Source organism: Lentzea rhizosphaerae, from assembly GCF_042649515.1.
GTDB classification, from domain to species: Bacteria; Actinomycetota; Actinomycetes; order Mycobacteriales; family Pseudonocardiaceae; genus Lentzea; species Lentzea aerocolonigenes.
The window spans coordinates 66,419-72,893 of the sequence record NZ_JBHRZI010000009.1 but is presented as its reverse complement, the minus strand read 5'-3'; the positions used below and the strand labels follow the sequence as shown (position 1 = coordinate 72,893).

Sequence of the window (6,475 nt, the reverse complement as noted above, 5' to 3'; positions counted from 1 at the left end):
AGCACGTTCGGGCCATCTATCGGCCCGAACGTGCTTTTCGCGCCAAACAACAAGGGGCGACACGCTGGGGACACGCCGAGAAAACCTTGATCGTTCGACCTCCGTAGCGGTAACCGCCCCAAGCCGACCCGCGCGGTCCCAACGCCAAGTCGCCAACAACGCGCGCAACCGCAAAACCGCCGCGAGCACGCCCGGTGACCGTCCCCTGGCGTCCCCAGCGTCAAACCCCACCGTCAGCCTTTCACGATAAAGCGACTGACCAGTACAAACACCAAGACCAGCATTGGTCTAAAACGCCTTGATCAAGCCCTCCGTGGCGCAATCACGCACAGTAATCACCAGTGGGCCTCGTCACCTAAATGCCCACATGGCTTGCTCACGCCGGTGACGCGAGGTTACGTTCTGCGCCGCATGTCACGGTTCGATAACCGCAAGGACACGGATCACCCCCCGAAACGGTCCAGTCCACCACCGGGCCCCCGAAGCCCGCAGCCAGGCCCCCCGACGCCAGGCGAAGCGCGGTTGCCGAACTCCCCCGAGTGCATGGAGGCAGGTTTGGCACGGCATCGAGCGAAGGACGCCCTGGTCGACGTGATCGCCAGAGTGGACCTGGACCGCAAGAAGGCCGTTGCGGCGGTTGTCGCCGCGGGCGCCCTCGCCGGCGCCGGTTTTGCAGGGGCGATGACCACTGTCGCGCCGGTCGACCGCATCGTTCCCGTGGCGGCGACCAAGGACCTCGCGGCGGCCATGACCGCTCAGGCTCAGCCGCAGGAGATTCAGACGGTTCACTCGCTGAACACCAGTTCCGAAGCGCGCAAGCTGCTGCAGGCCGAGCAGATCCAGGCGCAGTTCCACGTCTCCGAGGCGCTCAAGTCCGCGGAGGGCGCTTACGTCAAGCGTCAGGAGGCCGCCAAGGCCGAGCAGGCCCGCATCGCCGCCGAGGAGGAGGCGAAGCGGCCGAAGTGCGTGCGGCCCGCGCAGGGGTCGTTCACGTCCGGGTTCGGTGCCCGCTGGGGTACCAGCCACAACGGTGTCGACATCGCCAACGCCATCGGCACGCCGATCGTCTCCGTCATGGACGGCACGGTGATCGAGGCCGGGCCCGCGTCCGGGTTCGGGCTGTGGGTTCGCGTCCAGCACGAGGACGGCACGATCACCGTCTACGGCCACATGAACACCATCGACGTGCCGCAGGGTGCGAAGGTCAAGGCCGGGCAGCAGATCGCGACGATCGGCAACCGCGGCCAGTCGACCGGGCCGCACCTGCACTTCGAGGTGTGGGTGGGTGGCTCGCAGAAGATCAACCCGGTGGGCTGGCTCGCCGCGCGCGGTGTGACGCTCTGAGCGTCCCGCGCTGTGGTGCGCCCGATCGGGTTAACCGCAACGTTTCCAGCGCCTGTGTGGTGACGCAAGGCGATGTGACGCCGGCGAGCTGATGGCGTTCGCGGCGGCGGAGGTGGCGTCCCTCGAGAAGGTGCGCCAGGTTGTTCTCGTGCAACAGACGTCGAGTGCCCCTACCGGCAACGTCCTCCGCCGCTGTGTGCTGCGCGGCGCCTCGATCGCCGTGACCCGCACCGGCAAAGGATCTCCGAGTGGGCGAGATCTCAGTGCGGTGCGGGCAGGTTCACCCCGGTGGAGCAGCCGGGCGCTCTTTTGGCCCGAATCGTGAGCGGAGAGTTCGATCACGCAGAACGACGTCTGACAAAGGGTTTCACTGTCAACGGGCAACAGGTACCGCCGCGCGTGTCAGCGAGGACAAGATATCTGTTCTGGTAGTGCGTAAGGCCCTTCCTCGCCGACAGGTCAACGGGGATCGTCGCGAGAGGCTCCCCGAGTCCCAGGAGGCGTCGTGCCTGTCGGAACATCCTCTGCTGCCTTGAACCTCGCCGCGACACTCGAACCAGCGCACCTCGAACTGGTCCGCGGCCCGCTGTCCGTCCAGATGCCCGCCGACGTGAGAGAACGGGTCGCGCGTTGCCGCGAGTTCGTGCTCCAGGTCAGCGGATCCGGGCGCGAGATCTACGGTGTCACAACGGGTTTCGGCCCGCTCGTCGAGTTCGCCGGCCGCGCGGACGGCGCCGGCCAGAGCGACAACACGATCATCCACCACATCGTCGGCCACGGTGAGCTGATGCCGCCCGCTGTCGCCCGCGCGGCCGTGCTGGCGCGGCTGTTCTCGTTGGCGCAGGGGCGATCCGGCGTCTCCGAGCACGTCGTCGACTCGCTGATCGCCGTCCTGGACACCGAATTCTCTCCCGCGGTGCCACGTCTGGGCTCTGTCGGCGCGAGTGGTGACCTCCAGCCGCTCGCCTACGTCGCACACGCGTTGCGGGGCAACGGGAAAGCGTTCTTCCGCAGTGAGCTCCTGCCCGCCGCGGAGGCGCTCGGCCGTGCCGGACTGCGCAGGCTCGAGCTCGACGGTCGTGACGCACTCGCGTTGGTCAACGGCGTCTCGGTGACCGCAGCGGCGCTCGGACTCGCTGTCGCGCAGGCGGTTCGCGCGCGCCGCACCGCGGAGTTGTTGTCCGCCTTGATGGCCGACGTCCTGGGCTGTGGCACCGAGTTCACCTCGGTCGGACTGCTCGCGGCGTTCGGGCACCCGGACGTGGCGGACACCGGTGCCGCGCTGCGGACCTGGCTCTCGGGCAGCGCGCCGTCCGGTGAACGGCCGTTGCAGGAGGCCTACAGCATCCGTTGCACGCCACAGCTGATCGGTGCGGCGCGCACGAGCGTGCGGCACGCGGAGGAGGTGGTGCGCCGCGACCTCAACGGTGTGAGCGACAACCCGTTGTTCTTCCCGGAGACCGGAGAGGTCGTGCACGGCGGCAACTTCTTCGGCCAGCCGAGCGCCTTCGCGGCCGACCAGCTCAACGTCGCGCTGGTGCAGCTGGGCAACCTGGCCGAACGCCAGCTCGACCTGCTGGTCGACCCGCACCGCACCAACGGGCTGGCGCCGATGCTCAGCCCCGCACCCGGCCGGCACCACGCGTTGCAGGGCGTGCAGCTCTGCACGACCGCCACCGTCGCCGCGATGCGCCGCGCCGCCGCCCCCGCCTCGGTGCAGAGCCTGCCGACGAACCTGCACAACCAGGACGTCGTCCCGTTCGGCACCCAGGCCGCGTTCACCGCGCTCGACCAGGCGACGCTCCTGCGCTACCTGCACGCGGGGCTCGCGATCGGGTTGCGCCAGGCAGTGCACGTCGGAGCGCGCCGTCCTCGGGCGCCTCGGCTCGCGGAGGTGTTCGACCGGATAGCCGCCGAAGTGCCACCGGTTGTGGAAGATCGGCCACTTGACACCGATCTCCGCACCGCCGCCGATCTCCTCGACACCATTGCGTCCGAAGTGGAGGGTGCGCGATGAGTGCTCCCGTCTGCCTCCCTGCGTGGGGGCACGCCCTGGTCGACCTGCCCGTGCTGCGCCTGCCGATGCCGGGAGCGGAATTGATTCCGTGCGCGACCGGCTGCTACCAGATTCCGATCGTCATCAGCACCCCCGAGGATCCGGTGGCACGCGCCGTGCACCGGTGGTTTCTCGGCCATCACGGCGCATTTCTGGTGTGGAGGTTTCTTTCGGATTCACTCGATCGGTTGATACGCGAGCCTGATTCGCAACTAGTCCGCCTCGCTGCGCTTGGATATGACGCGTACTCGGTGATGCTTGCCTATTCGGGCAGTTGTTCCCGTGAGCTGTACGAGAACGTCATCCGGCCCATGATGATGGCGTTCGACCCGGCCTTCAGCGGGCGGTGGGCGCGTGACTACGAGCCGCTGCCCGGTCTGCTGCGCAGGGCGCGTACCGCACTGGGGCCCGTGGCGGCCGAACCGCTCTCCTCTGCGAGCAAGGCGAACCTGTTGGCACACATGGAGGTCATGCGCAGACTCGTGCCCAGCGGCCCGTCGCTGCTGCGCGAGTCCGGACGCACGCGCGTGCCCACCACCGATGCCGAGCGCGCCCGCTTCGACGAGTTCTTCCTCGTCAGCCGGGAGAACGTGTGCGCGAGCCGCTATCGCGCGCACCGCTCGGCCGTCTTCTCCGCCATCGGCCACGACCTCGCGCAACGCCCGCTGCGGCCCGAGTACCAGGACACGCTCAGGACGTTCGTCAACCGACTATGAGAGAAGGCCGCGCGTGAACGACTTCAAGGCCGTGGTCATGACCCCGCAGATCTACCGCTACGTGCGCGAACAGGCAGGCCAGCCCAGTGCGGTGCAGGAGAAGCTGATCGCGCGGACGCTGGAGCTCGGCGACTCCGCGGAGATGCAGATCCCGCACGAGCAGGCGGTGCTGCTGTCGTTGCTGGTCAAGCTGACCGGTGCGCAGACAGTGGTCGAGGTCGGCACCTACACCGGGTACTCCACGCTCGCGTTCGCGCAGGCACTTCCCCCGCACGGCAAGGTCATCACGTGCGACATGTCGGTCGAGTGGACGGCGATCGCCGAGGAGGCCTGGGTCGCCGCCGGCGTCCGCGACCGGATCGACCTGCGGCTCGGTGCCGCCGCCCAGACGCTCGCGGAACTGCCGGACGAGCCGGTGATCGACCTGGTGTTCATCGACGCGGACAAGGTCGGGTACGTGCACTACTGGGACCTGCTGGTGCCGCGGGTCCGGCAGGGCGGCCTGCTGCTCGCCGACAACACCCTTTACTACGGCGAGGCGGCTTCGGAGCAGCCGGAGGGCAACGCCGCCGCGATCGACGCGTTCAACAAGTTCGTGCGCAACGACCCGCGGGTGGAGTCCGTGCTGGTGCCGATCGCGGACGGGCTGACTTTCGCCAGGAAGTTGTGAGCATACCGACCGGTCGGTAGGGTAGCCCTCAAGTCGCTGCTTGGGAGGCGTTCATGGCTCGTTGGGGTATCACGCTGCCGCTGATCGGCGTGCCGGTGCTGGAGCACCGCGCGCTGGTGTCCGAGCTCGCCGGGCTCGGCTACACGGACGTGTGGTCGGCCGAGACGACCGGCACGGACGCGTTCACGCCGCTCGCGCTGGCCGCGCAGTGGTCGTCGGAGCTGCGCTTCGGCCCCGCCATCGCGCCCGTCTACACGCGCGGCCCTGCCACCCTGGCGATGACCGCGGCGACGCTCGCCGAGGTCACCGGCGGCCGGTTCGTGCTGGGCATCGGCTCGTCGTCGCCCGCGATCGTGCAGCGCTGGAACGCGATCCCGTTCGAGGAGCCGTTCAAGCGCACCCGCGACACGTTGCGCTTCCTGAAGTCCGCGCTGGCCGGTGAGAAGGTCAGCGCCGACTACGACACGTTCTCGGTGAAGGGCTTCAAGCTGGAGCGCCCGCCGGTCGAGAAGGTGCCGATCATGCTCGCGGCGCTGCGCCCGAACATGCTGCGCCTGGCCGGTCGCGAGGCCGACGGCGCGATCACGAACTGGCTGGCCGCCTCCGACGTGCCGCAGGTGCGTGCCGAGCTGGGCGACGCCGAGCTCGCGGCACGGATCTTCGTGTGCCCGACCGAGGACGCCGACGCCGCGCGGGCGCTGGGCCGCATGCTGATCAGCACCTACCTGACCGTGCCGGCCTACGCGGCGTTCCACGACTGGCTCGGCCGCGGCGAGGTCCTGCGCCCGATGCACGAGGCGTGGGCGGCGGGCGACCGCAAGGCGGCCTCGAAGTCCATCCCGGACGAGGTCGTGGACGCGCTGGTCGTGCACGGTTCGGTGGACCAGTGCCGCGACCGCGTGGCCGAGTACCAGGCCGCGGGCGTCGACACGCCGATCATCGCCCTGCTCCCGACCGGTGGTGACCAGGTCGAGCAGGTGCGCGCGCTGGCACCCAAGGCCTGACGATGCCCGGCGCGACCGAGCAGAAGATCATCGACGCGGCCGTGCGCCTGTTCGCGGCGCAGGGCTACGACGCGACCTCGGTGCAGGAGATCGTGGCGGCGGCGGAGGTGACCAAAGGCGCGCTGTACCACTACTTCCGCGCGAAGGACGATCTGCTCTTCGAGATCTACCGGCTGCTGATCACGTCCCAGTCCGCCGACATGGACCGGATCATCGGCCTCGGCCTGCCCGCGGCGGAGACGGTGAGGGAGATCCTGGTCTCGCTCGTCGTCTCGACCGCGGAACGGGTCGACGAGACGGCGGTGTTCGTGCGGGAGCTGCAGCGGCTCGGCGAGGAGCGGATGGCGGAGTTCCGCGCCGAGCGCCGCCGCTACCACGAGACGTTCCTCGCGGTGATCGAGAAGGGGCAGGCGGACGGCGAGTTCAGCTCCGTCGTGCCCGCGGACACCGTGGTGCGGATCGCGTTCGGCGTCGTGAACCAGCTGCCCATGTGGTACCGGCCGGACGGGGCCAAGCCGCCCGCCGTGCTGGCCCGGGAGATCGCGGACTTCGTGCTGGCGGGCCTGCGGTGACGAGGGGTGGCGGTGATCGGCCTCCTGCCGGTGGTCGACGAAGCCCTGTCGTTGGAGCGGACCGTCGTGTTCGAGGTACGGGCACCGGCACGACGGCACACTTTTTGGCGGGG

At 69.1% G+C, this 6,475-nt stretch carries 6 protein-coding genes; all 6 read left to right on the top strand.

Annotated features, from left to right (window positions below; translation table 11 throughout):
* Positions 1 to 555 precede the first annotated feature (555 nt).
* Positions 556 to 1,344 carry a M23 family metallopeptidase gene (locus tag ACFOWZ_RS06200; RefSeq protein WP_382370035.1) on the top strand — a complete coding sequence of 263 codons (789 nt, stop codon included), beginning with the start codon at positions 556 to 558 and terminating at the stop codon, positions 1,342 to 1,344.
* Positions 1,345 to 1,849: 505 nt separating this feature from the next.
* Positions 1,850 to 3,361: an HAL/PAL/TAL family ammonia-lyase gene (locus ACFOWZ_RS06195; protein WP_382370033.1), complete on the top strand. Its 1,512-nt coding sequence runs from the start codon at positions 1,850 to 1,852 to the stop codon at positions 3,359 to 3,361.
* Positions 3,358 to 4,116, top strand: a complete 759-nt coding sequence (locus ACFOWZ_RS06190) for an L-tyrosine 3-hydroxylase (RefSeq protein WP_382370031.1) — start codon at positions 3,358 to 3,360, stop codon at positions 4,114 to 4,116. Before ACFOWZ_RS06195 ends, ACFOWZ_RS06190 begins: the two co-directional genes overlap by 4 nt.
* 13 nt (positions 4,117 to 4,129) lie before the next feature.
* Positions 4,130 to 4,786, top strand: a complete 657-nt coding sequence (locus ACFOWZ_RS06185; RefSeq protein WP_382370029.1) for an O-methyltransferase — start codon at positions 4,130 to 4,132, stop codon at positions 4,784 to 4,786.
* Between the two features lie 53 nt (positions 4,787 to 4,839).
* The gene (locus tag ACFOWZ_RS06180; protein WP_382370027.1) at positions 4,840 to 5,790 is read left to right on the top strand and encodes an LLM class F420-dependent oxidoreductase; all 951 of its coding nucleotides are present in this window, start codon (positions 4,840 to 4,842) and stop codon (positions 5,788 to 5,790) included.
* 2 nt (positions 5,791 to 5,792) lie between these two features.
* Entirely contained in the window at positions 5,793 to 6,362 is a 570-nt protein-coding gene (locus ACFOWZ_RS06175) for a TetR/AcrR family transcriptional regulator (RefSeq protein WP_382370025.1), read from the top strand.
* The last annotated feature ends 113 nt before the right edge of the window (positions 6,363 to 6,475 follow it).